Genomic DNA, 25,890 nt, shown 5'->3' on the forward strand with positions numbered 1-25,890 from the left:
ATTATTTCATCGATTTGTAGAGGAATTTCAATCTTTTTGGCGAATAATGTACACTAGCGGTTTCTCTGTCAAGAGGGACTAAACGTACGTTTTGCAATCATTATTCGTTGGGGGACTTAAGCCTTATGTTGAGCAAGGATATCGGGATTGATCTTGGAACAGCCAATGTTTCCATTCATGTGAAAGGAAGAGGCGTTGTGCTCGACGAGCCGTCTGTCGTTGCCATCGAGAGCGACACGAAACGCGTGCTTGCCGTTGGCGAGGAAGCGCATCGGATGGTAGGCCGTACGCCAGGCAACATCATAGCGATTCGTCCGCTGAGAGACGGCGTTATCGCCGATTTCGAAATTACGGAAATCATGCTGAAAGCGTTTATTGACCGGGTAGAAGGCCGCAAGTGGTTCAGCCGTCCGCGCATTCTGATCTGCGCTCCGACGAATATTACGTCGGTGGAGCAGAAAGCGATTCGCGAGGCGGCGGAACGCAGCGGCGCGAAGGAAGTTTTTTTGGAAGAAGAGCCGAAGGCTGCCGCTATAGGGGCTGGAATGGACATATTCCAGCCTAGCGGCAATATGGTCGTCGACATTGGCGGGGGTACGACGGATGTAGCCGTTCTTTCTATGGGCGAAGTCGTTACCTCCTCTTCGATTAAAGTCGCGGGGGACAAGTTCGACGACGCTATCATGAAATATATTAAGAACAAGTACAAGCTTCTGATCGGCGAGAGAACGAGCGAGGATATCAAGATCAAGATCGGCACGGTATACGAGGACGGACGCCGGAACGAAATCGATATTCGCGGACGCGACATGGTGTCGGGTCTTCCGCTGACGGTTACGATTCGTTCGAACGAGGTACGCGAAGCGTTATGGGATCCGGTGATGTCGATCGTATCGGCAGCGAAGTCGGTACTCGAGCGCACGCCGCCCGAGCTGTCGGCCGATATTATCGACCGCGGCGTCATTCTGACAGGAGGCGGCGCTTTGCTCGACGGACTTGACGCCTTGCTCGCGGAGGAGCTTAAAGTACCTGTGCTGATCGCCGAAGATCCGATGCATTGCGTCGTGAAGGGGACGGGCATTCTGCTCGATAACTTGGACAAGCTCGGTAAAAAATAAGGCGAGAGCGACGGCCTTTGCCGCATTTGCGCGGGTAGGAAGCCATAGGGGGGCGAGCCGAGGTGCAAATAAGTCAAAGGTCGCATAGACATGCTATTCAGCCGGCCTTGCTTTCAACCGATAACATATAGAGGTACTGGAATGGAAGCCACGAGGAGGTCACAATCGTGTTAAGAGGATTATATACAGCCGCCGCAGGCATGATCGCGCAGCAGCGCAGGCATGATACGGTAACGAATAATATATCTAATATCAATACGCCGGGCTACAAGCAGACGAATGCGGTGTCGCGCGCGTTTCCTGAAATGCTCTTGTCGCTTACGGGCGTCGAGCCGAAGGATCAAGTGAAGATCGGTAAGTTAACGAGCGGCGTGTTCGCCGAAGAGAGCTTGTCGATCCATCTGCAAGGCGACTTGATGCAGACGAATAACGCATCGGACTTTGCTCTTATATCCAATATTGACGTGCCTGGGCTCGTGTTCGACGCATCCGGCAAGTCGGTTGGCGAGGACGGCGAAGTGACGTTCCAGCCGCAAGCGTTCTTCACGGTGCAGAACGCGAACGGAGAAGTGCGCTATACGAGGGGCGGCAAGTTCACGCTGACGGAAGACGGCTTCCTCATGACGAGCGACGGCTCGAGCGTGCTTGGGGCGGGCGGGCGGCCGATTCAGTTCCCCGTCGGAACGGGACTTCAGAATCTGGTGCTGACCGACGACCAACGATTCGTCGACCCGGAGGGCAATGATCTTGGCGTGCAGCTTCTGATCACGCGGGTGGATAATTCGAACGAGCTCGTTCGCGACGGCAACGGCAACTTCCGCTTCGAAGGCGAAGACGGCGAAGCGCGCGCGATCGAAGCGGGCGAGAGAATCGAAGTAAGACAAGGGTATGTCGAGCGCTCCAACGTCGACGCTGCACAAGCATCGGTCGATTTGATGGCGGCTCTTAGGGCATACGAGGCGAATCAGAAGGTTATTCAATTCTACGATCAAAGCTTAGGCAAAGCGGTTACCGAGATCGGCCGCATCTAACCGATAACGAGATTGCGTCAGGAGGCTTGGCATGAACGGTTCAATGATCAATGCGATGGTGTCGATGAACGGGCTGCAGCAGAAGCTCGATCTGCTCGCCGATAATATAGCGAACGCGAATACGGTAGGCTATAAGAAGAAGGAAGCGACGTTCGAGGATTTGCTGACGAACGTCAGAAGACAGCCGGAGGCATTCAATCAGCCGGGAAGGCTGTCGCCGATTAACTTCAACCAGGGCTGGGGTTCGCATATGACGATGGTGCAGCCGAATTTATCGCAAGGACCGGTCAAAGCGACGGATAAAGAGACGGATCTTGCCATTGAAGGCAATGCGTTATTCGAGGTAGAAGTCGACGGCCCGGGCAACCTTGCCTATACGCGCAACGGCGCCTTCCAGTTGACGCCTAACGCAAACGGTGATACCATACTGGCAACGGAAGACGGATACCCTGTAGTCGGAAGAGTCAGGGATCAGACGGGTGCTCTCGTAGACGGGCAGATCGTCGTACCGCAGGGTTACAGCCTGCGCGTCAATCCGGATGGCACTGTGCTTGGCGTCTCGTCCGAGCAGACGATCGAGCTTGGCAGCGTGAAGCTGCTGCAAGCGACGCGTCCTGCGGCATTGACGGCGGTGGCGGATAATCTGTTCATTATCGCCGACGGAATCAACCAAGGAGACGTCGTTCAGCTCATCGTGCCTGGCAGCGATAATGGCGTTACTGTTAACCAAGGCTATCTGGAACAATCCAACGTCGAGATGACGGATGAGATGACGGAGCTTATAAGCGTACAGCGCGCTTATCAATTGGCTGCCCGGGCTCTCTCCTCCAGCGATACGATGATGGGGCTTGCTAACAGTTTGCGCGCATAAGATAGGATGATGGTGAATGAATATGGCCGATGAACGAGTCGACAATGGCGGCAGGGGCGAGGGCGAAGATACCCCGAAGCGTGAAGGTTCGAAGACGAAGGCTAAAACTAAAGAGCAGCGTTCCAAAGGCGCAAACATCGCTTTTTGGATATTGCGCAAGAGCATTGTACCAGTCATTATGGTCATTATGCTTATTTCAGGTCTGTATGCCGGTTATGTCGTGCTTGGCAACGGGCCGGGAGATGAAGTATTCAGTTGGTCGACTTGGCAGCATCTATACGATCTGGTGTTTGCCGATTCGTAATGATGTACGAAGCAGCGTGCTCGTACGGATAATTTAATGAGATCATGCTCTTGCAGGAGCGACTGCCGAGCGTGGTCTTTTTTTTGCGGAATCCATGCTGCATGGGGTTAAGTTTATGAACGGAACAGACAGGAGAAGGCGGTTAGAGAATATGAATCAATCCCGTGCAAAATGGTACTGGGGCGCAATTGCCGTTATATTCCTGGCGGGCGCATTTCTACGCTTCGACTTCGTCGCATCGTCGACGCACAGCATGAAAAACCACGATACGAAATATTACAATCTGATGGTTCGACAGCTGCTGGAGGAAGGCATCTACGCCTATAAGGACGAGCAGCCGAACGCGAAGGTGACGCCGGGTTTTCCGCTTTTCTTGGCGGGCATCTACAAGGCGGTTGATTATAAGCAGCATGATCCTTTCCCTTATGTTAGATACATACAAGTGTTATTAAGTCTCGCCACGATGGCGTTCATATTCCGTCTTGCCTATCGGCAGCTCGGTCGATCGCAAGCTCTGGTCGCCTTGCTGCTGGCTGCCGTCTATCCGCCGTTCGTCTACGCGAACGGAGCGATTCTAACCGAGGTGCTGGCGACATTCCTGCTCGTGCTGTACGTTACGCTCCAGCTTCGCTCTTATGAGAAGCTGTCGCTTCCTTGGTCGCTGGCGGCAGGCGCTGCGCTTGGGGCGCTGGTGCTTACTCGGCCGGAGTTTCTGCCGGTTGCGCTGCTGTTCGTCGTATTCTACGGCTGGAAGCTGAAGCAAAGCCGCAAGAAAGTGCTGGCGGTCTTCGGTATGACGATGCTTGTATTCGCCGTGCTGATGAGTCCGTGGTGGGTTCGCAATATGGTCACGTTCGATAAATTCATTTTATTGTCGACGATGGAAAATCCTTTGTACGCCGGTACGTTCGAGTACAAGAACTACGAGAATACAATCGTGCCGATCCACGCGAAAGCGGAAGATTCGCAGACGGAAGTTGCCAAGGAGCGCATTATATACGGCTTCAAGCATTTCCCTCTGACCTTCCTCGGCTGGTATACGGTCGGCAAGCTTGTCTATTTGTATGGCCCGGTCTACACGGGCACGGGGCATGATCCATGGTATACGATCATACCGATGAACGGTTTGCCGCTGCACTTCCTCCTTATGCTGCTGGGAGCGCTAGGCACGATCTATGCGTTGTTGCGGTACAGGCGCTCGCAGCCGCTGCTGCTGTTCATTGCCCTGCTGGTCGTATCGATGACGGCGCTGAGGCTCATTTATGTGGCGGAAGCGAGATATACGTTTACGCTCATACCTCTCATTCTGTTGCTGTCTGCGGATACCGCTAAACGGTTGTATGATTGGTTCGCTCAGAAGTATGGCAAACAGAAGAGAGTCACGGCACCTTCCGATGAAACAACGAGCTTTAAACATTAGTAAATAGTAAATAGCGAAATGAAAAGCCCTTTCAGCTTCCGTGACCGGAAGAGAAAGGGCTTTTTTTCGTTAGGATGGGAGCATCACTTGACGGATACGCGTACCGTAATGCTTTTGCCGCCAAAGCTGGCTTTGATCGTTGAAGTACCTTTGCTTACTGCCGTAATCTTCCCGTCTGCGACGGTAGCTACGTTAGGCTTGGAGCTTGTCCAGATCGCGTTAGCCGTTGCATTGACCGGACTGCCGGTCGTATAGTTCGCCGTTAGCGTCACGGCGAATGCTGCGCCCGGGCTAAGCGAAACGGTCTTGGACGATACCGACAACGACTTCAGCTTAGGGGTAACGACAAGGGCGATCTCTATCTTCTTGCCTTGATAAGAACCGGATACTTTGCCGCTGCCAACCGCTATCGCTTTCACCGAGCTGCCGTTGACGGAAGCAAGCGTATCGGGATTGACCTCCCAGTTCATTTTCGAACCGAGCGAAATTTTGTTGCCGTCTTTGTAGTAGCCGGTTACTTTGATCGACTTCGAACGTCCAGGGTTAAGCGCCAGAGAAGTCGGCTCGACAACGAGTTTGACGATCTCTTCTTCAACTCGGACTTTGATGGTTACCGTCTTGTTCAGGTAAGTGCCCGTCAACGTAACGGTCGAAACCTCAAGACCTTTAACCGACTCGGCTTTCAATACGATATTATCGGATGTCGTTTTCCACTTCACGGAGCCCGTTACATCCTCTTCCTCGCCGTCCTGGTTAATAACGGTTATGCTTGGCAATGCCGTTTCCTTGCCGAGAATAACGCTCATTTCCTTCGTGCTTGCGATCAGTTTAAGCGGTTTGACGTGGACCGTCAGCTTCGCTTCTACGGTTAGCCCTTGCACCTTGCCGGTCAGAACGGCTTCGCCGATAGCAACGGCTGTCCATTTGCCGTCCTTGACCGTAGCCACTTTCTCGTCGGAGCTTGTCCACTGCACAAGCTTGCTGACGTCGGTCTGCGAGCCGTCGAAGATCGTTGCGGTTACTTTCGGAAGCTCGCCGCTGTCCGAGGCGAAGCCGTCGATTTCGGTTGTCTCCGCCTTAGCGGCGTTAATGCTAGGGTATACAGTAACATCTATGCTGCGGCTTACGCCTTTGTAGGAGGCTGTGATTTTTGTTGTGCCGACAGCTTTAGGCGTTACATCGCCGTTGGTAACGGTAGCTGCGAGTATGTTGGACGATGTCCAAGTCGCTTCGTTGGTTACCTCATCCGGTTCATTCTTGTTATCTAACACCTCTGCTTTGATCGAGAGATCATCTTGGAGGAACATATGGTGTTCCTTCTCCGGGGTCAGCTTAATCGACTGGTAGGCCGTGCGAACAACCACTTCGATGGAAGTCGTAACACCGAGATATGAGACGGTGATCGTTGCTTTACCTGCGCTAACCGGCGTAATGGAGCCTTTATCAACCGTCGCGATAGCCGTACTGGAGCTAGTCCATTTGGCTTCGTTCGTTACTGGAATTGCTTTCAGTGTATCCTTTTCTGTTACTGTAGCAGTGAGCTTCGTATCATCCGTGCCGATCTCAAGCTCGAGCATACCTGTTCGGTTAAGCTCGATCGACTTGTATGGGGAGGAGACGGTGAGTACGACCGAGTCGCTCTTCCCCTTGAACTTCGCCGTAATCGTCGTCGACCCGGTACCGACAAGCGTGACCGTGCCGTCAACGACGGTAGCGACCGCTGCGTTTGAAGTGGACCAAATTGCTTCGGTAGAAATATCAATGCCTTTGTCATTGCCCTTGATGCCGTAGACTGTGTATTCAAGCGATTGTCCAAGCTCAATAGATTGCGTGGCAGGAATGTCGCTTCCGCCGTTGGTATCTTTAAGCGTTACTTCATCGTATACATAGTCAGACGTTGCTTTGATGCTGGCCGTATATCCGCTATAAGTGGCCGTAATCGTCGCCGTTCCTTTGCCAAGGCCGGTAAGGACGCCGTTCTCGACTTTAACGATCGAGGCGTTGGACGACTTCCACGTTGCGCTTGAAGTGACGTTTTTCTTCGTCGTGCTGCCGGAAACCGACGCAAACAACGTGACGTTGATTTTATCCGATTCGATCTTAAGATCGAGTGCATTGGTGCTGCTATTGAAATCCTCGGCATCATAATCGAATTCGATCCCGGTAACGGTATCCCCCGCCGCATAGGCTATTCCTGTCATCGAAGTAGTAATAAGCATAAGTGCCAGAGCGGCAGCAAGCCACTTCCGCGCCTGCATGAACGACAAATTCCAATCTAAACGTAAATTCACTGCATCCCTTTCCTTTCTGCTTCATTAGTAATAGTGTCTTCTACTAATAACGGTTAGAAAAGGCTGGAAATGAAGAGAAAAGCGGAATATTATTCCTTTTTGGGTATAGAGAACTATAACGATTTTGCAGGCGCGCGGCGTACTTCTGCCCCTCAGGGGCATGCGCGGTTTTCATTTGCATATGGTAGTTGTATAATAGTTTGGAGTCTGCGCGAAAGTCAGGAATAGGCAAAGGAGTGTGACCGTTTGAATCTGCCGAATCTATTAACCTCATTGCGTTTCGTGTTAATTCCGGTGTACATCGGCGTATTCGCGAACGGCCATATGATCCCAGCCTTTCTGATTATGGTCGCCGCCGGCATCACCGATATTTTGGACGGGTACATAGCTCGCAAGAGCGGTCAAGTGACGACGGTCGGCATGATGCTCGATCCGCTTGCCGACAAGCTTATGCTCATAACGGTCATCTTATCGTTGTTGCTTGCCGGCCTTATACCATGGGCTGCAGCCGCAGCGATGTTTTTGCGCGATTTGGGCATGATAGCGGGAGGAATGTTTTATCATTTTCGGGGCAAGAAGACCGTACCGGCCAACTGGATGGGAAAACTGACGACGATATTGTTTTATTCTGCGATTATGTTTATTTTCTTTGGGGCGCCATTCGCCGAATCGTACCTATGGGCGGTTATTGCGTTCTCCTTTATTACTTCCTTTATGTATATCGCTCTATTCAAGGCGCTTAATAAGCCTGCTGCCGATCCGCTTAATATGCAAGAAGGCGAACCGGAGAAAAAAGAAGCTTGACCGGGGACACTTCGGGTCCCATAGCCAAGCTTCCCTTATCTTAACCTCCACGAACTGCAGTTTCATGAAGGATAGGATCAGTTTTAGTTAAAACATCGTTTTTTATACCAATGAACTTTCCGAAAGGGGTATTGCTTAACATGCTCGATATTAACCAAATCCAAGAAATCATTCCGCACCGCCCTCCGTTTCTGCTCGTCGATCGTATTCTGGAGGTTGTACCAGGCGTAAAGGCCGTTGGACTCAAAAACGTAACGATGAACGAACCTTTCTTCGTAGGCCACTTTCCCGGTTATCCGGTTATGCCCGGCGTCCTGATCGTAGAGGCGCTTGCGCAAGTCGGTTCGGTTGCGATGCTTATGGTTGAAGCGAATCGCGGCAAGCTTGGTTTCTTCGCGGGCATTGACGGCTTCCGCTTCCGCGACCAAGTAAAGCCTGGCGACACGCTCATTCTCGAGGTAGAGATTACGCGCCTCAAAGGGCCTATCGGCAAAGGAAAAGCGACTGCCAAAGTCGGTGATAAAGTCGTAGCCGAAGGCGAGCTTATGTTCGCGTTATCCGATCGTTCCTAAATAGGAAATCCATTCAAAAATCTATTATATAAGAAAGAGGTTATGTTAAAATGACTAATTCATCTCTTAATGCGGCTGCGGCCAAGTACGATGCATGGTTGAACGATACGCTCATCGACGAAGCGACGAAAGCGGAGCTTCGCGGCATCGCCGGCGACGAGAAGGAAATAACGGATCGTTTCTATCGCGATCTTGAATTCGGGACAGGCGGTCTGCGCGGCGTTATGGGTGCAGGGACGAACCGTTTGAACGCTTATACGGTCGGCAAGGCGACGCAAGGTCTTGCAAACTGGCTGCTTGCGAAGGCAAGCGCTGAAGGCGGCAAGCCGTCGGTCGTTATCGCGCATGACTCCCGCAATCTGTCGCCCGAATTCGCGCTGGACTCGGCGCTTGTGCTGGCGGCTAACGGGATTACGACGTATTTGTTCGAAGGGCTGCGTCCTACGCCGCAATTGTCCTTTGCGGTTCGCGCGCTGAACGCGGCGAGCGGCATTGTCATTACGGCAAGCCACAACCCTCCTGAATACAACGGGTTCAAGGCATACGGATCAGACGGCTGCCAGCTCATCCCGGAGGATGCAGAGCAGGTTATCGCATCGATCGGTCAAATCGTAGATTTCGGCGAGATTAAGCGTATAAGCCGCGAGCAAGCGGAATCGCAAGGACTGCTTCGGTGGTTAGGTACGGATGCGGATCGTCAATATATCGAAACCGTTGCTGCGCAAAGCTTGAATGCCGAACTGCTGAAAGGCGAGATCGGCGAGAACTTCAGCGTTGTGTTCACGCCGTTGCACGGATCCGGCAATATGCCGGTTCGCGAGGTGCTGAAGGAAGCGGGCTTCCGCAACGTTCATATCGTGCCGGAGCAGGAGCAGCCTGACGGTTACTTCAGCACGGTCAAGTCGCCGAATCCGGAGGAACGCGAGGCCTTCACGCTGGCGATAGCGCTTGCGAAGAAGTCGGGCGCCGACATTATTGTCGGTACGGATCCGGATGCGGACCGTATGGGCGCGGTCGTTAAAAACAACGAAGGCGAATACGTGGTGCTGACGGGCAATCAGTCGGGTGCGCTAATGGTTCATTACGTGCTTAGCCAATTGAAAGAACGCGGCGAGCTCCCGGCCAATGGCGTCGTTGTCAAGACGATCGTAACGAGCGAGATGGGAGCGAACATCGCATTGTCTTATGGCGTTGCGGTTGAAAATACGCTTACCGGGTTCAAATATATCGGCGAGAAAATGACGCATTACGAGCAAACGGGCGAACGCGCATTTCTATTCGGCTATGAGGAAAGCTACGGCTATCTGACCGGCACCTACGCGCGTGACAAGGATGCGATTGTCGCTGCCTTGTTGATCTGCGAAGCGGCCGCTTACTACAGCAGCAAAGGGAAGACGTTGTATGACGTGCTGCTAGAGCTGTATGCGGAACACGGCGTTTACTTGGAGGGATTGGAATCCCGCACGCTCAAAGGGTTCGATGGCGTTCAGAAGATCGCTGCCATCATGGATGACTGGCGCGGGAATCCTCCTGCCGAGATCGGCGGCGTTAAGGTAGAACAAGTGCTGGATTACGCGGGAGGCCTTGACGGGCTTCGTCCGGAAAACGTGCTTAAGTATCTCCTTGCGGACGGTTCGTGGTTCTGCTTGCGTCCATCGGGTACGGAGCCGAAGATTAAGGTTTATTTTGCCGTGAAGGGCGAATCGACGGATGCCGCGGGGGAATCGCTGCAAGCTTTAATAACGGCGGTTATGGCACGCGTTGATCGTGGGGCATAGACAGTAATAGTTGGACAGGCAGTAATGATTTTTACTTAAGAGGTTTCTTGGAACGGAGGAGTTTCGTGCTTTTAAGATTTCAGCAATGGAACCGGCACGCGAAAATATGGCTGTGGGTCATAACGCTGATTGGCGTGGCGGCGGCTATGCCGCTCGGTCTGGTTCGGATGGAAATGGAGAAGACGTCAAAGAACGTTGAATATGTATTCGACTACCGCGATATTGTTGAGGTGTCGGATTTGCAAGCCGAGCCGCGGGCGTTCGTAAAGGAGAAGCTCGGGCTGCTTAAGGATTCGGGCATCACGACGATGGCTGTCTATGAGAGCAGCCTGAAGGAACTCGTGCAGTCGGGCAGGCTGATGTATTTCAACGCTCGCGATGCGGCGTTGCTGCAAGGCAAGTTCGAGACGACCGGGCAGAACTATACGTATATTCTGTTCAGCGGCAAGGAAGAAGAAGAGCAGATCGGACCGATCGTACGCGAAGCGTTCGACCGCTCCGAAGCCGTCTACCGCGATTGGTCCTTCGAGGGCCGCAACGGGCTTGTTGTCGAGATGCCTGTCGCGGAAGCCGTGATGAAAACGATGGATTTTGACCCGATGACGCTTCAAGAGCTGCGCGACGCGGACTTTAAGATTTTGCCGCGCATCTCGAACAAGATTCAGCCATACGACCAGGCCGATTTGGACAGGCAGCTTGGAATGATGAGTGAATTCGGCGTAACTAAAGTGCTTTTTGACGGAGATAATGTCAAGGGCGGTTCGGATAAAGAGAGCTTGTTGGGAGTCTCTGAATTGCTGAACAAATACAATATGGGATTAATTGCGGTCGAAAATTTGAAAAAGCAGCCAAAAGGGTTAAATAATTTAGCTTACAATACAGACTATAATCTTGTACGGCTTTATTCGCTTTCCGCCGAAGACGGCATGGAAATGTCGCCCGGGGCGATTGCGGACCGTTTCTTGTTGGCGGCGAAAGACCGTAATATTAGAATGTTCTTCCTTAACGGCATGGTGGAAGGGAATTCGGACAAAGGCAAATTCGTTCATAATTTGGATAAATTAAGCCAAGCTATGCGTGGAGACAGCGGCACCGTAGCCACGCTTGCCGAGCATGGCTTCGTTCCAGGTGAGCCGCAGGCGTTCGATTATGATCAACCGTCGTGGTCGAAACCGCTCCGCGCCGTTGTAGCATTGGGAGCGATTGCTCTTATAACGCTTATGGCAGGCGCTTTCGTTCCCGGCGTTAGCATTCCGGTCTTCCTGATTGGACTTGTAGGAAGCGCGGGGCTGTACAAGCTGAACAGCTCGATTATGGAACAAGCGCTCGCTTTGGGTGCGGCGATTGCGGCGCCGACGCTGGCTCTCATCTGGGCGATGAACCGGATTACGTCGCGCACCGTAGGCGATCGCCGCATTGTCGGCGGCGACGATTGGTCAGTCGGCAGAAGCCAAGCGTCCATAGCGGCCGATGAGCAGGTACCGGCCGGAGAGAAGAACGGCCGCTTGAAATGGGTATTCGCCGCTCCATCCGTGAGCAAGCGACTTGGACTGGCGATCAATTGGTTCGTCGTAACGACGCTGATCTCGTTAATTGCCGTTCCGCTAGTATTCGGCCTGTTGAACAATATTACGTACAATCTTGTATTAGAACAATTCCGAGGCGTTAGCGTGCTGCATCTGGCGCCGATTGCGCTTGTTGCAATCTACGTCTTGCTGTATACCGGCCATGCGAAGCAGTTTAATGTACGCAAGCTGCTAGCCCAGCCGATCACGCTTACGTGGGTTCTGCTCGTCGCTGTTATTGGCGCGGTTGGCTATTATTACCTGTCCCGTACGGGCAACGCCGGATCGGTATCGTCGATTGAGCTTGTGATCCGCAACATCCTGGAGAAGACGTTCGGCGTACGGCCGCGCTTCAAGGAGTTTTTGCTGTCGCATCCGCTCTTCCTGCTTGGATTATTCTTGTCGCTTCGCTATCGTGCGGCTTGGCTGCTCGTCATTGTCGGTTCGATCGGCCAGCTGTCGATGGTTGACACGTTCGCGCATCTGCATACGCCGCTTCATATCTCGGCTATCCGCGTTCTGCTCGGACTTGGCGCGGGTGCGGTTATCGGCTGCATTCTGATTGTCGCGTGGCAAATTGTGGAGGGAGTTTTGAGGAAATGGGCACCGATTCTCATACGCAAATACGGCAAATAGCGATATCCGGCTATTACGGCTTCCGCAATAGCGGGGATGAGGCGGTGCTGCTCTCTATCCTGCTCGCGCTTGAGGCGGAAGGCAAGGCACAGGGCGTAACGGTTAAACCTATCGTCTTGTCCGTCGATCCGGAGCGGACGAGCAGGACGTACGGCGTTGAAGCTGCGCATCGGATGCGTCCGGCCGACGTGCTGAAGACGCTCCGGCGCTGCGACGGGCTCATCAGCGGCGGCGGCAGTCTGCTGCAGGATGCGACGGGGGCGATGACGATTCCGTATTATACCGGAATCATGAAGCTTACCCAACTGCTCGGCAAGCCGACGTTCGCGTACGCGCAGGGCATCGGCCCGGTGAACCGCCGATGGATGGATCCGTTGATCCGCCATGTGATGGAGCGGAGCAAGTATGTTTCGGTGCGGGACGCCGAATCCGCCGCTTTGCTGGGGCGGATCGGGGTCCCTGCGGACCGGATCGAGGTTGTACCCGATCCGGTTATGGGCTTGCCGCTGCCGGCCGCCGAGGCGGCAGCGATCGAAGGCGCGAGCGAGACGCCGCCGGTCATCGGCGTCTCGCTGCGCCGCTGGCGCAGCGACGGCGCGGACCTGGCGCGCGCCGCGGAGGCGCTTGTCGCGCTTTCGCGCCGCCGGCCTGTGCGGCTGCGCTTCCTACCGTTCCACACCCCCTCCGACACGGAAACGTCGGAGCAGGTGATGGAACGGCTGCGCGGCCGGCTCGGCGACGGAAGCTCCGCCGAGCTGGCCGCTCCCGGCGACCATCCGCAGCAGATGCTGCTCGAGGTCAGCCGGTGCGACGCGCTGCTGGGCATGCGCCTGCACGCGCTTATCTATGCCGCAGGCCAACGCATTCCGATGCTCGGCCTGTCCTACGACCCGAAGATCGATCAGTTCCTGAATCGATTGGGGTTAACGCCGATCGGCACGACCGAGCAGCTTGACGCCGAAGCTTTCGCCGATGCGGCATGCTTATTGCTTGAACAGCGTACGCAGTGGCAGGACAAGCATAAGCGCGCAATCGACCTTTTAATAGACCAATCGCAAAAACCTGCGCAACAAATCGTGCATTTCTTGCGTCATACTATATCGAGGTGACTTCCTCATGTCGAATAATCAACCAACCGTGCCGATTTATGGCATACCGTTCTCGAAACTGAATTTGGACGAGACGGTCCGTTTACTTACAACAGCCATTGAGGCAAGAAAACCTACGCATGTCATTACGGCTAATCCGATCATGATTATGACGGCGGTGAACGATCCGAATTATAAGCGGATGATGCTGAAGGCCGACTTGATCGTGCCGGACGGCGCAGGCGTCGTTTGGGCCGCCAAGTACGTAGGCAACCCGGTTGCCGAGCGGGTAACGGGCATCGAGTTGTTGAACCGGCTGATGGAGCAGGGCGAGCGGAGCCGGTGGAAGGTGTACTTGCTGGGCACGACGCAGGAGATTATCGAGACGGCTGCGGAGAAGCTGCAGCTTCAGTACCCGCAAGTCCGGATCGTTGGCTGCCGGGACGGTTTCTTCACGGCCGAGCAGGACGATGAAGTGGTCGAAGCGATTCGGCAGGCTGCTCCCGATCTGTTATTCGTGGCGCGCGGCGCGGACACGCAAGAGCCATGGATCGTCAAGCATAAGCAAAGTTTGAACGTACCGCTCATCATGGGTGTCGGCGGAAGCTTCGACGTTATTTCCGGCAGGTTGAAGCGGGCACCCGCTATTTTCCAGAAGCTTCGTCTCGAATGGTTTTATCGCCTGCTGCAAGAGCCAAAACGCTACAAAAGAATGCTTGCCTTGCCGAAATTCGTCGTGAAAGTGCTTCACGACAAAGAAAACGTAACAAAACCTTGACTAGAGCCGCAAATATCTCGCAAAACCGTGAAAATCGGTTGAAAACGGGATTGGAGTTTCTTTTTCAATCGGAGTATAATTCACTTCGGTACGTGCGTAAACGGTCATGCCCGTTCATTGATGGCCAGGCGGATGTTTCACGCAGGAAATATAGGTTTAAGTATAAAGAGCGATTTTTATGCTTGGTCCTATATTTTAAGAAAAGGGGAGTTGCACAAAATGCCAGTAGGCTTGCTGTACACGATAGGGTTCATCATCTCTCTTGTATTAGCTCTTGTAATGACGCCGCTCGTTAAGAAGCTCGCGTTCAAAGTCGGCGCAATCGATAAACCGAATCACCGCAAGGTACATACGCGCATCATGCCGCGTCTTGGCGGGTTAGCTATTTATATTGCATTTGTAGGGGGATTCTTCTTATTGTCCCCATTGTTACCTGACGGATTACTGCGTCCGAGCGACATGAAGCTGATTAATGCGCTGCTTGTCGGCGGGACAATCATCATTTTGCTTGGCGCACTCGACGACCGCTTTGAGTTGTCGGCCAAAGTGAAATTGATCGGCCAGATTGCCGCAGCATGCGTTGTCGTTTTCGGCTTCGATGTTAAGATCGACCTGTTGAACATTCCGTTCGGCGAGTCCATGCAGCCGATCGCGCATTGGATCGCGATTCCGATTACGATTCTGTGGATCGTCGGCGTTACGAACGCGATTAATTTGATCGACGGCTTGGACGGGCTGGCTGCAGGCGTTTCGGGTATCGCGATCGCGACGATCGTCGTAATGGCATCGCTGATGGGCTTCCAGCCTATTATCCTGCTTAGTACGTTGCTGCTTGGCGGCATCGTCGGGTTTCTTGCATTCAACTTCCACCCTGCGAAAATATTCATGGGAGACTCCGGATCGCTGTTCCTCGGCTTCAGCCTGGCGACGCTCTCCATGCTCGGCTTCAAGCAGGTGACGATCGTATCCTTCGTTACGCCGCTGCTCATTATCGGCGTACCGCTCTCGGACACGTTCTTCGCGATCATTCGCCGCTGGGTGAATAAGCGCCCGGTATTCGCGCCGGACAAAGGCCACTTGCATCACCGCCTGCGCGATCTTGGCTTTAGCCACCGCAAGACCGTCCTCATTATTTGGGGCGTAGCCGCTATCTTCGGCGGACTTGCGATCGTGCAATCGACGATCGTGCAATCGAGCGCGGCCAACTGGATTACGTTTGCCGTTATCTGCTTGCTCATGTTCTTCCTGCAGATCGGTGCCGAGGTTACCGGTATTGTTGACAAGACGCGCAAGCCGCTTATTAGCTTCCTGAACCGCATCTTCCTGCGGACCAAAGTCAACGCGGAGTCGCGTTCGAAATAATAACTAATATTAATGCCTGAACTAGCTCCGAGCCCCTTGTATCAAGAGGCTCGGAGCTTTTTGTTGTAAAAGTATAGTTTTTTTAAGTATTTCCGCTATACATGCCAACTTTGAAGAAATAGTGTTACCTTATAATACTATTTAGAACATCCAATGGCCGAATATCCCTCGACCTCCGCTCACATCAAGATATACATATAAAAACGATATCTATTTCCCGCCGGCAGACCTAAATCAGACGAATAGTATTAATTTCTAGTACTATACATCAACACTTCCCTATAGCATCAGCATCTCCGGCAAATCGCACTACTCTGACTTGTCATATTTGGAAATTCATGTTTAACCTAAACTTTGGCCGCGCTCTGTCCGATATATACGTTACATCTAACTTTAAAGGACAGAAGTGGAGGAGGCTTATCGTGTTAAAAAAAATTACAGCAGTCTTGATCATGCTGGCCCTCGTCCTCCAGGTACTGCCGCCGTATAGCGGCAATGACGTATCTGCTGCGACGGGAAGCTTTAGTTTTACCAACGAATCCGACGTATCGACTGCACCGCGCATTACGACTGAGCCGCGCGTAACACTGACAGGCTCGATTAGCAACGTCAATGGATCGACGGTTTCCTACGATGTCGTCCAAATCATCAATAACAAAGGTAACAATGATCCCGCGGATGACCAGATCGGTTCTAAGCGCGAGAACGTGACGAGCAATATCTACATCAACGGATTTAACATTCAAGTATACAATATCGAGCTTTTCCCGGGTCTCAACCGCATTACATTCCGTGGTGTACAAGGCGGCGGGGAAGTCACCAACTCCATCTATATCAACTACCACAACGCACCTGTTTTCTATGATCTAGTTGCCCAACTCGATGGCAACCGCTTCACAGTCGAAGAGAACGGCACGACAGTTGTACATTCCACGAACTCGACAGGCAAGACGTCGGCCGATATCAGCCTTACAGGTTTCGCACCAAACGCACAGTCCGTAACCGTCATTACGAACAACAGCAGCAAGACGTACAACGTCAGCAGCTCTAACGATTACCAGTTTGCAGCATCACCGATTAACCTGCAGCAAGGCAAAAACTTAGTTACAATAAGTGTTAAAAATGCCGATCAGACAATCGAGACGACACGCGAAATTGCCTTCTACAACGGCAGCGTAACGTTTTATGATGTGAACTTACAAGAAACGGTCGGCACGCCGGCAGTAACGAATACGGCTGCATTGGAGTATAACCCGAATTTCTCGGCAACGACTCCCTCTAATGTTAGAGTTACAGGTAAAGTCATTGTACCGAACTACTTGAAGGACGATGACGTTCCTGCCGATGGCATTCTAGAGCCGCATCCGAATCCGAATACGCAAATCCAGATCTCATCCTCCTCCACTCATTCGGGATCAACGGTAACGCGATCTGTATATACTAACAGCCCTACATTGCCAGTAGGTCAGAATAATGATGCATTCTTTGTTTATGAATTTAATACTCCGTTAAGCACGTTTACAGACGGAGTACCTGTGTTCAACGACCAATATATTCTAAAGCTAACAGCGGTCAACGAGAAGAAAAGAGCGCAAAGCTTGCCTTACAACGAAGGTACAGGTTCGATGACTTTCTCCCTTCGCGACGCGAACGAGTCTTATATTGAGCAAATTAACTATTTGACCGGATATTCGAAAGACAAGCCTTTCGAGAATTTAACCGGTTCGGCGCTTGATGGCGTCAATTTATTCAGTATCCCATTTGCTATGGAGGTATTGATTGCTAATCCTACTGTATCGACTTCGCCGGCTGAAGTAGCAACGGTTACTGGTGCGAGGAGCGTAACGGGAGTCAGCGCTCCATCAGCCTATATAACGAATGCGGGTAGCGTGAATTTCGAGAATCTTTCGGAACAGTTGAGCTCCAAGTATGTATACCGCGACATTAACGGTGTATCGAAACTCTTCAAGCGAGAAGTTATCGTATTCAAAAAACTCCCGTTCGAAGGCACGCAAACGATCGAGCTAGATGTTGACGGGGTTAAAAAGTCGGTTCAGTTCACGATGCTCTTCGGTCCTTTCACGAGCTACGAAACGATCTTTGACAATATGTTGATTTACGATGACACAAACCTTTTGGCTGGCGATCGGATTTCCAAGGTTGTTACCGAGGCGCTTAGCGACTTCAAAGGTCAGATCAATAATATTAACAATACGTCCGAGATTCGCTATGATCTGACTACCGGGCCGCAGACGGTGTTTTTCTACATCAACAATACACCGATCCGATTGGCTCCGGTTGGAACCGATTTGACGAAGTTCCAAATCTACGACGCGGCCGAACGCACCCGTGCATTCTCTGCGCTCTTTAGCGGCGAGAATGAAATTAAATTCGTTTTCCAAGGCTCCAAAAATGCTTACGAAAAAACGTTGAAGGTCTATATTGTTCCGACTAATCTACCGGTCATTCCTGTAGATACGGCACTTGGTATTTTTCCGTACAGCAGCAATTATGACGAGCCGCTGGCGAATGATCCGAAGTTCCCGCAGCGCGGTTCGATTTTTAATACCACGGAAGCCTCGATGAACATATTCGGAACGTTCGACTTTATTGATTTTGGCAAAAGTACAAATATCGTAGATTACCAGAATAAAATTCAACAAATGTCTACAAGCGCGGATCTTACGGATCCTGATAATTACATCCTAAAGATCGAAGGCAGTTCATTAGCTGCACCAATCCTATGGGATTTGACGAATGAGTTCTATGTTGTCAATAGTTTGGCAAACAACGCTCAGATCGGTATCGTCAATTCGACGAGGCCGGTAGAGAACTTGACTGTGCGATACGATATCGCAACGCAGAGCTTCTCCTTCATTCTGAGCAACCAGAAGCTGAATGCCGATGGCAGCTCCAGTGTTTATAACTTTGTGGCTTATAACAACGGTCTAACAGGACCAAGAGCAAGCTATCGCCTGGAAGTAGACCCTACTTCTATGCCGTACACGATTGTACGTCCGATCTTGCCGGCCAAAGGCATCGTTAACCAAAACTTCTTGGAGGTTATTATCGATGCGCCAGTCGGCACGGAGTCGGTAACGATCAATAAAATCAAAGCCGAAAAAATCGAATTCGATTCGGACAATAATCCATCTACAGTGGAACAAACGTATTTGAATACGTACCGGGCTTACCTCGATAAACTCAAAGTAGGCAAAAACGAAATCGAGTTTACGATTGTCCGTGCTGATGACGAGGTTGACAGCAGCTTCGAAATTACGTACCGACCAACAAACATTCCAGGTGCTCAGTACTTGGAAACAATGAAAAATTCGCATAAAGTGTTCGAAGGCGCAGTTAGCCTTAAATTCCCTGCTAACACGTCCTTGATCCGAAGCGACTTCAACGTACCTTCTGATTTGAAAAACCAAGTATTCACGGGTCACAATTTGTTGTTCTCGATTGCTAACGGCGAAGACGGTGTTGTTGACCGTCGGGAGCTGGAAGAAAAGCCGCCCGGGTACGATATTACGCTTGAAAGCTTTGGAACAAGATTCCGTCTTTCTTACCCGACGAGGTTTACGAAAGCAAGCCCTGTTTACTGGATTGATGCGGGTTTAGCCGACGATCCGAACTCCTCGTCCTATGACCCATTAACAATGGGTGTGGATCCTTATCAATTCCCGGGAGCCAAAGGCACGAACGGAACGAAAGTTCCGACCTACGACGACCGTCCGGACGACAGGGAATTGATTACGTCCAAGACAGGTCAGCTTACTCTTACCTTCGATCCGAATATGAAGGATAGCGTCGGTACGATTATTACCGTTTACCGATATGACGTGAAAGTGAAATATTGGGAAAATATCGGCGGCGTGGTAGACGTGAAGAAAAACACGATTACCGTTCCGTTCAATAAATTCGGCTATTATGTCGTTGGCAAAATGGTTTATGCATTCGAAGACGTGACATCTCATCCGTATGCGCGTAATTTCCTTGAAGCTATTTATGCTAAAGGCGTTATGAATGCTGCGGGCTATGATGAGTTCGGAACGGATATTTATGTATCGCGCGGCGAGTTTGCCCGCATGATGGTGAAGGCTCTTGATATCCCGCTTAACTACGAGCTGAGCAAACCGCATTTTAACGATGTTCCTTCTATTATAAATCCTGACGCTTTGTGGGATTATCGTTATATTGAGACGGCAGCCCGTGAAGGTATCATTCGAGGCACCGGACCTCAGACATACCAGCCGAACGTTAATCTGACTCGTCAGGAAGCGGCGGTTATTATTGCCAGAGCGCTCGATCTGAAACTTGGTACCGATGCAACAAAGATCAAGAAGGATTTGGATAAGGTCTTCAAGGACAGCGGAGACGTGAACTATTACGCTCAAGCAGCTGTCGTAGCAGTGGCTAAGAAAGGCTTTATCGTAGGGTCCCCTGTCGATGCAAGCAATCCAAAGGCCGGGAATGTATTCGAGCCAAGATCGAACCTGCTCCGTTCGGATGCAGCGATTATCACTGCAAAAATTCTTTCCGATCTAAAGAAGCTTCCTAAAATCAATTAAAAGCTAGTACAGTATGGCAAGAAACGGCCGCAGACTATGCCTGCGGCCGTTATTATTGCAATTGAAAAAGCGGCATTATGAGAATCGTGAAACATTATCCATGGAAAAACTTAAGCATCGACGCTGGTGCCTAAAACAAGCTATACTAGCAAAGTACCAGGGAGTAGGCGAGTCCTACGGTATTGTACATAAAAACTTTTTAGGCTGAAGCGCAACTTTTTTCAAAACCTTACGTTTAATTATATGTCGTTACAAAATTGAACGACGTATGTCTGGAACTTACCAGACTCACTTTGCGAATAGGAAGTTATTTGGAATGAATTCTCAACTTCCTCTTTACGGTAAGGGTAGCCCATTGTATAATGTTATAGTGGTACGCTGACTCTAGCATTCTTTTACTTATTGTTTACAAGTTTCTGCGACATGTCATACATAAGGGTTAAGCATGCCCGCAGACATCATTTATACGAAATTAATGCTCTACTCTGGGAAGGGGGTGAAACGGCAATGAGGGAATCGAGCAATCTATTATTCAATCAACACTCTCAACAACCGAAGGTATTTAGAGGAGGAGAAAAAAAGGTTATGAAAAAAAGTTTATCTTTGCTCGTAGCAATTGCGATGGTGTTCTCGATGTTCGCATCGGTAGCATTCGCAGCTGAAGAGCCAACAACAACTGCAAAATACGATGAGCTGGTGAAAGCTGGCGTCTTCACAGGTTTCACTGATGGTGAAGCACACTTGGACGAAACAATGACACGCGCACAAGCTGCGGTAATTATCGCTAAGCTTGCTGGTTACAAAGCGGGAGTAACTTCCCCTGACGCTGGTTTCACGGACGTTCCTGCTGGACACTGGGCTAAAGCTTATGTTGACTTTGCAGCCAACCTTGGAATCATCGCTGGTCTTGGCAACGGTACATTCGCTCCTAAAGCGGAAGTAACAATTCAAGAGCTGGCTAAACTGGCTGTTGACGCTTTGACTAAACTTGGTTACACGCTTAAAGAAGGCGTAGCTGTTGAAGGTAAAGTAGCTGACTGGGCTAAAGGTTATGTAGCAACAGCTGTTACTAACGGTATCATCCCAGCACAAGCTGACTACACAGTTCCTGCACTTCGCGAACTGCTTGTAACTGCTACTTACACTGCATATGTTGCACTTCAAGTTCCATCCGCAATCACAGTCGAGTCGGTTAAAGCAACTAACTCCAAAACTGTAGTTGCAACGTTCAACGTTGAAGTTGGCACGGCAGTAGCTAACAACTTCTCCGTACACGTTAAAGACGATGTATACAACATCAACGTTGTTGACAGCGTAGCTGTTGACGGCAAAACTGTAACAGTAAAAACAATCGATGGTTTCGATCCTGAGAAAACGTATGTATTGGTTGCTGATGGCGTAACTTCCGCTAAAAACAACCTGGTACTTGCTTCCACATCGACTGAGTTCAAATACGCTGAAACAGCAGCTGCTAGCATCGCATTTGGTCAAACAACTGTAGCTGACGACACTTATGTTCCAGTTGTAATCAAAAACGCTGCTGGCAATGATATCACTGCTGATTTCGATTTGACTTCCGATATCTTGGTTGAAACTTCGAACCCAGGTGTAGTTGACGAAGATCTTTACACTGATAACAACGATGCTACTAAATCGGAGTACTCTGTTGTTAACGTAATCCTGCTTAACGAAGATGGCGAAGCTACTTCGATCGAAACAGGCAACCAAATTATCACTGTTAACAAAACTTTGGCTACTGCAACAACAATCAAATCCGTAAGCTTCGATGGAACTTTCGCGAAAGAAGATCTTTCGTTGGAAAAATCGGATACAAGAATTTTGTTTGTTGATGTTGAAGACAAAGACGGCAACAATGTTGCTGCTGATGTAACTATCAGATCGCAAAACCCTACAGTTGCTGTAGTTGATGACAGCATCAACACAGTATTCGGCGTTAAAGCTGGTACTGCTACGATTCTTGTCCAAGCAACTTTCAACGGTAAAACAGTTTCCAAAACGGTTACAGTAACAGTTAAAGAAGACGCTAAATTGACTTCTTTGGCTCTTGAGCTTCCTAACTCCAAGCTGGTTAAAGATTCCGGCATCAACCAAACGTTGACGGTTAAATTCCTTGACCAATACAATGAAGAATTCGAACTGGCTGCAAACTCTGTTGTTAATTTCACAATTAACAAAGATGATGTTGTTGCAGGTCTTTCCAAGCCATTGGTATCCGGTAACGTATCTGATTCCGAAGTAGTAGTAGCTGGCGACAAAAAACTTGAGTACACACTTGTACCAGGTGCCACTAAAGGTACTGCTAACCTGACTGTTGAATTGAACGGCGTTAAGAAATCCGTTGCGTTGTCCCTTGTAGAAGCTGGTGCATTTGCAGGTTATGCTGCAGTTGTGTCCGACACTACTTTGGATCTCACTCCTGGAACATCGCTTTCCAGCCACCCTGGTAGCGTAGCAGTATCCGTATACGTGAAAGACGTAAACGGCAACTACATCGATACTGTTCCAACATCCGATGTTCAGCTTGTTGAAGCAAGTACTGCTGGCGACAGCGCAGTCGATACAAACGTTGACGTTGTATCTGCTCAAGCTGTTGGCACTGAAAATGTTGTAGTACAAGTAAACAACGCTAAAGTAACTACAATCAAATTCACAGTTGTTGATACAGCTGTAGGTCTGAATAAAGTAGTTCAAGCTAAAAATGCGGTAACAGTTGCTGAAGGTGCTGATGTATTCACAGCATTGTTCGGTACTGATGCTAATGGCGCTGCGTTTGTTGGTTACGATCAATATGGCGACAAAATCCTTGTAGCAGAAGCTCAAGTTCAAGCATTTACATCGAATGCTTCCATTGTTGACGTAACTACTTGGACTGCTGGTGCTGATGCAGCAGGCAAAACGGCAACATTGACAATCAACGTTGCTGGTACACTCTTCGTTGTAACTGTTAAAGTAGTTTAAGATTAAATTGAATTAATTTAATTTTACTAAGGAAAGAGGCTGTCCTTTGAATCGCTCTGCGATGAAGAGGCACAGCCTCTTTTTTTGTTCTCGTTCATCCATGGTTCATAAAGATCCGATATACTATTAATTATTATGGACAAAACAGCAACTTCTATACGGCTGGTAGCGTCTATACCATTAATAAGTTCGAGGAGGAATGATTTGTGAATACAAGGTGGATAAAGATCGGTGCAGCTACTGTGGCCACGTATGCATTGCTGGCGCAATCGGCTATACCTCTAGCGCCTTTGAAGGTAGTAGAAATCGCTGAGGCAGCATCGATAACGAGTCAAAGTGTCAAACTTAATGCAACAAGTACGATTTCTGTTCATGATGGCCAATTCCTGATGCAGGAACAAGGCAAAGTATTCGCGTATACGGTTACAATTAAGAATAGCGGCAATACTACCATCAATTTACAGGACTATTATATTCGCTTAGTCACAAAATCAGGCAGCCGCTACATATCGAAAGTAACTGAGGCTGACAAAACGAAAGCAACCGTTGCCCCTAATACGACGGTAAATATTACGTATTATGCAGTCGTTAATATCAACACAAAACTATCCGACCTCGCGTTCAATATCATCAAATGGGACTTTTCTACAAGCAATTATGAAAGACTACTCGGCAAACTTAGCTTTCCAGAGGGCTCAACAGACAAAGTAGCCGCTTTCAAGGCAAAAGCGATGCTCTTTAATAGTGGGACCGTGCGTGGCGCTCTTAAGCAATATATGGTAACAAGCGATAAAAACAATGTGTATGTAACGATGAGCTTCTTGCTCGAAAATTCTGGTCTTCAAAGCGTTAATGTAGCTAACATGAAGCTGTTTGCACAATCGGAAGGATTGGCAACATATAATGTGGATACAACGTCTTTAGCCAATCTTACGATTCAACCAAAAGAACGTAAGATCGTTACGCTAAGTTCTACTCTGCCACTTGCTATGAAGGGTAAAAAGTTCGCCTTAATTGTAGCATCACCTAATGAAGGCGGGACGACTTCTAGCATTCCGATAGGCGTATTTGACATGCCGAAAGTAACGCCGGCAGCGGCAGTAGAAATCGGCAAGGTAAAGACCGTTTACTTAAACGGCGTTACAGTTAATAGCAGCGTAGGATTCGTAACCACTAGTGAAAACGACGATAGCAGCTTGAAGATCGAAATGGATTATGATCTCGAGAATATTGGGGCATCTTTCACAAATGTGCCAAATCTGAATTTCTCTCTCGTCACTGCTAGTGGAGTTGTTTATCCTCTTGCTTACTCGAATGAAGGCACTGCCCTATCCTTACTGCCTAAGATCAAGAAGACAATCACAATGAGTGGAGACATTCCTGCTTCAGTGAATCTGAACACATCGCAGCTCGTTGTTCGTTCGGGCGTAACAGAAACCAATACTGGATACGTTGTAGCAAGCTATAAAGTGAATAAAGATGGTGGAGTAGCAACCGGGGGAAGCACGTATAGTTATGATGATGGTTACCAAGTGAAATTAAACACGATTCACCGTCTGCCAACTTCTGAAAAGGATACGCTGATGGCAGAGATTACTATCACAAATACCAGCAAAGCCGCTAAGAAAACACCAAACTTAAGTGGTTACTTCCTGTTAAACGGCGTCCAAATTTCAGAGGACCATCAAGTCTCTACATTAGATAGCGAGCTGTACATTGAACCTAACGCAATGGTAACCAAATATGTACATGTGAAAATTCCATATACTTCACAGATCAATAATGTTTCGTTCGTATTGACCGAACTACCTGCTACAACGACAGACAAGGCGAAAAAGCTGTATCAATTCGGAGCACAAACAATAACCACGATCCCTACACAAACGAAGGACCAGAGCTATACCATTAACAACGCTGGAAGCAAAGCGGATATTAAGCTGCTCACGACTAGATTCTATGATAACACTACGGATACTTATTTTTACAGTGAATTCGCCGTGACCAATAAGGAACAACGTTATGCTGCGATAGCAAACATCAGTGGTTATCTACAGGACGTAACAGGCTTTACAATCCCCGTAGAATTCGTAAAGTTCTCGGAAAGAGTGACACCGGACGGAACTGTGCTTATATCTGCATGGGCAAAAGTCTCGAAGAATTTCAATAGACTCGGCTCATCTCTTATAATCGGCAAAACTGTTGATACATCGGTTGGAGAAGTGAAATCGTCGGTTATATTGAAGCCTGTAGCGTACAAGCTAACGGACGAATCAGGATCTGCAGTAAAGACAGATTTGCTGGATATTACATTCGGTGGTTACAAATTAACTCTTACGAACTTAAGTACACAGCTAGCTTACTCCGGAGAAGGCGATTCGGACGGTATTCAATTCGATCTCGATTACGATCTCGAGATAGGCGATGATTATGATTTTGTAGCTGGCGAGCATAAGATCGTAATAGAGCTTAACGGCGGCAGCGGCAATACGACTTATTCTAAAACGTTTGGACTAAAAAAATCCGATGACAACACACTTACTGTGCTTGAAGAAGGGAAAAACAACCAACTGTCGGTTGTATTCAATGATGCAAACATTTTAAACAAAATAAATAACCTTGATACGTACACTGTTAACATCTACGACGTTTTCGAGGGAGCTAAAATGCTCATTGCAACGAAAAAAGTAAAATGGTTTACAACAACTTAAACATGAATAACAAA

Annotated in this window: 16 protein-coding genes; 15 read left to right on the top strand and 1 reads right to left on the bottom strand. The window is 49.6% G+C overall.

Annotated elements, in window-relative coordinates:
- Positions 1-125 precede the first annotated feature (125 nt).
- From mreB to J2T14_RS20510, 5 genes are all read left to right on the top strand, one after another.
- A complete protein-coding gene (gene mreB / locus J2T14_RS20490) occupies positions 126-1,118 on the top strand; it encodes a rod shape-determining protein MreB (RefSeq protein ID WP_307473673.1) in 993 nt (330 codons plus the stop codon).
- A 167-nt stretch (positions 1,119-1,285) separates the two neighbouring features.
- Positions 1,286-2,149 (top strand): flagellar hook-basal body protein, encoded by an 864-nt coding sequence (locus J2T14_RS20495; protein WP_307473675.1) that lies wholly within the window; start codon positions 1,286-1,288, stop codon positions 2,147-2,149.
- Positions 2,150-2,180: 31 nt separating this feature from the next.
- Positions 2,181-3,020: a flagellar hook-basal body protein gene (locus tag J2T14_RS20500; protein ID WP_307204838.1), complete on the top strand. Its 840-nt coding sequence runs from the start codon at positions 2,181-2,183 to the stop codon at positions 3,018-3,020.
- Positions 3,021-3,036: 16 nt separating this feature from the next.
- Positions 3,037-3,324, top strand: coding sequence for a DNA-directed RNA polymerase subunit beta (locus J2T14_RS20505; protein ID WP_307473678.1), 288 nt, complete (start codon positions 3,037-3,039; stop codon positions 3,322-3,324).
- A gap of 151 nt (positions 3,325-3,475) precedes the next feature.
- The gene (locus J2T14_RS20510; RefSeq protein ID WP_307473679.1) at positions 3,476-4,744 is read left to right on the top strand and encodes a glycosyltransferase family 39 protein; all 1,269 of its coding nucleotides are present in this window, start codon (positions 3,476-3,478) and stop codon (positions 4,742-4,744) included.
- A gap of 83 nt (positions 4,745-4,827) precedes the next feature.
- Here the strand turns inward: J2T14_RS20510 and J2T14_RS20515 are convergent, their stop codons facing one another.
- On the bottom strand, positions 4,828-7,035 hold the full coding sequence (locus tag J2T14_RS20515; RefSeq protein WP_307473681.1) for an Ig-like domain-containing protein: 2,208 nt from the start codon (positions 7,033-7,035) through the stop codon (positions 4,828-4,830).
- Positions 7,036-7,281: 246 nt separating this feature from the next.
- Between J2T14_RS20515 and J2T14_RS20520 the strand changes: the two genes are divergently transcribed.
- The 10 genes from J2T14_RS20520 (at position 7,282) to J2T14_RS20565 (ending at position 25,876) form a co-directional block, all read left to right on the top strand.
- A complete protein-coding gene (locus J2T14_RS20520) occupies positions 7,282-7,839 on the top strand; it encodes a CDP-alcohol phosphatidyltransferase family protein (protein WP_307204843.1) in 558 nt (185 codons plus the stop codon).
- Positions 7,840-7,979: 140 nt separating this feature from the next.
- Positions 7,980-8,411 (top strand): 3-hydroxyacyl-ACP dehydratase FabZ, encoded by a 432-nt coding sequence (gene fabZ / locus J2T14_RS20525; RefSeq protein ID WP_307473683.1) that lies wholly within the window; start codon positions 7,980-7,982, stop codon positions 8,409-8,411.
- Between the two features lie 50 nt (positions 8,412-8,461).
- A complete protein-coding gene (locus J2T14_RS20530; RefSeq protein WP_307473685.1) occupies positions 8,462-10,189 on the top strand; it encodes a phospho-sugar mutase in 1,728 nt (575 codons plus the stop codon).
- A gap of 65 nt (positions 10,190-10,254) precedes the next feature.
- Positions 10,255-12,390, top strand: a complete 2,136-nt coding sequence (locus J2T14_RS20535) for a DUF5693 family protein (RefSeq protein WP_307473687.1) — start codon at positions 10,255-10,257, stop codon at positions 12,388-12,390.
- Complete coding sequence (gene csaB / locus J2T14_RS20540; protein ID WP_307473689.1) at positions 12,354-13,499, top strand: polysaccharide pyruvyl transferase CsaB; 1,146 nt, start codon at positions 12,354-12,356, stop codon at positions 13,497-13,499. The genes J2T14_RS20535 and csaB overlap by 37 nt, the downstream gene beginning before the upstream one ends.
- Positions 13,500-13,506: 7 nt before the next feature.
- Positions 13,507-14,256, top strand: coding sequence for a WecB/TagA/CpsF family glycosyltransferase (locus J2T14_RS20545; protein WP_307473692.1), 750 nt, complete (start codon positions 13,507-13,509; stop codon positions 14,254-14,256).
- 219 nt (positions 14,257-14,475) lie between these two features.
- Positions 14,476-15,618: a glycosyltransferase family 4 protein gene (locus J2T14_RS20550; RefSeq protein ID WP_307473694.1), complete on the top strand. Its 1,143-nt coding sequence runs from the start codon at positions 14,476-14,478 to the stop codon at positions 15,616-15,618.
- A 422-nt stretch (positions 15,619-16,040) separates the two neighbouring features.
- Positions 16,041-20,189 carry an S-layer homology domain-containing protein gene (locus J2T14_RS20555; protein WP_307473696.1) on the top strand — a complete coding sequence of 1,383 codons (4,149 nt, stop codon included), beginning with the start codon at positions 16,041-16,043 and terminating at the stop codon, positions 20,187-20,189.
- A gap of 507 nt (positions 20,190-20,696) precedes the next feature.
- Complete coding sequence (locus tag J2T14_RS20560) at positions 20,697-23,168, top strand: S-layer homology domain-containing protein (RefSeq protein ID WP_307473699.1); 2,472 nt, start codon at positions 20,697-20,699, stop codon at positions 23,166-23,168.
- A gap of 206 nt (positions 23,169-23,374) precedes the next feature.
- Positions 23,375-25,876, top strand: a complete 2,502-nt coding sequence (locus J2T14_RS20565; RefSeq protein WP_307473701.1) for a hypothetical protein — start codon at positions 23,375-23,377, stop codon at positions 25,874-25,876.
- Positions 25,877-25,890 lie beyond the last annotated feature (14 nt).

The organism is Paenibacillus harenae (assembly GCF_030812415.1).
In the GTDB taxonomy this organism is placed as follows: domain Bacteria; phylum Bacillota; class Bacilli; order Paenibacillales; family Paenibacillaceae; genus Pristimantibacillus; species Pristimantibacillus harenae_A.